Source organism: Kitasatospora sp. NPDC087271 (genome assembly GCF_044744605.1).
GTDB lineage: Bacteria > Actinomycetota > Actinomycetes > Streptomycetales > Streptomycetaceae > Kitasatospora.
Window position 1 is genome coordinate 1 of the sequence record NZ_JBIUYQ010000058.1, and the last position, 1438, is coordinate 1438.

The 1438-nt window shown below is 69.7% G+C and carries 1 protein-coding gene; it reads right to left on the reverse strand.

The genetic code is table 11. The annotated features are described in order from the left end of the window. Positions 1–171 precede the first annotated feature (171 nt). A complete protein-coding gene (locus ACIO9K_RS37875; RefSeq protein WP_400336459.1) occupies positions 172–1395 on the reverse strand; it encodes an IS4 family transposase in 1224 nt (407 codons plus the stop codon). Positions 1396–1438 lie beyond the last annotated feature (43 nt).

Genomic DNA, 1438 nt, shown 5'->3' on the forward strand with positions numbered 1-1438 from the left:
CAATGCCGGTGACTTTAGGTTGCTCCTGGCTGGGTGATGGTGACTGTCGCCGGTTCTGGTTGCGGCCAGTTGCGGTGTTGGGAGCGTTTGAGGGGCCAGTTGGACATCTTGCGTTTGATGACGCGGGGGCAGGTCCGCCTGCGGCGTTCGGGTAGCAGGCGGTCGGTGATCTCAGCCAGGGTGCGGGTCAGCGCCCTGGCGAGTCTGCCGGGGGGAAAGTCCCGCCTGAGCGGGGACCTGGCGGCGTACGACCCGCAGGCTGCGGGTGAAGGACAGGCGGTCGGGGTCCAGGCCCTCGCTGAGGGCGGCCTGGTGCATCAGCTGCCGGATGGCGTGGTGGACCAGGAGGAGTCCGTACACCTCCTGCTCGACGCCCCACGGGTACTTCGAGCGCAGGACGAGTTTGGGGCCGCGCTGGTGGGTCTTGATCTCGTCCAGCGTGGTCTCGATCTCCCACCGCTGGACGTAGAGCGCGGCCAGCTCGGCTGCCGGTGCCGCCTCGGGGTCGAGGACGGTGGTGACCAGCCGGTAGACGCTCTGGTCGCCGGTCGTGGTCAGGGTGTACTCGACGACCCGCACGGTCACCGGGTTGCGGCGGCTCTTTCGGTCCGGTTCGGCGTGGACAGTGCTGAGGTAGGAGCCGTCGGAAAGGACCCGCAGCACGGGCAGGGCGGCGTTGGTGCGGACCCGCCACAGCAGGTCCGCGCCGTTCGCCCGTGCGGCCTGCCACAGCTCGAAGCCGTAGAAGCCCCGGTCGGCCAGCAGCAGCATCCCCTCCCGCAGAAGGGGGAACAGCCGCCGGGACAAAGACTGCTCACTGACCGACAGCGGGCCAATGGCCGCGCCGAACATCGCATGAGTGCCGCACTCGGCCAGCCCCACCACCCTGGCCTGCGGAAACGCACTCGCTCCACGGCCGGACACGTGCCGGCCGAAGAACTCGGTGTTGGCGTCGGTGTCCGCCAGGTCCAGGCAGGTGCCGTCCACTGCCACCACACGCCACCGCCGGTACCAGGCGCCCGTCGTTTCGGGCACGGCCAGCGGGCGGCAGACCCGCGCGAACAGCACCTTCAACGGCTCGACCCCCAGCCGTCGGCGGGCCCGGCCGATCGCGGCGGTCGTGGGCACCCGCCACGACCGCCGACCGTCCCCGAGCCCCTCACCCAGCAGCCGGGCGACCTCCTCGTAGCCCTGCCCGAAGAACAGGCACATCGCCAGCACGAAGTACACAACCACCCGCGCCGGCAGCAGACGACTGCGTTTCTCACCCCGCCCGGTCTCAGCGATCACCTCATCGACCAGTCCCGGCGGGAACGCCCGGGTCAGTACCCCGATCGCGATCCGGTCCGATATCCGCTCACTCGCAGGCGCCTTGACCTGCCCCACCCTCGCCACACCACAACCAACGAGACACCGACCACAAAGTCACCGGCATTGG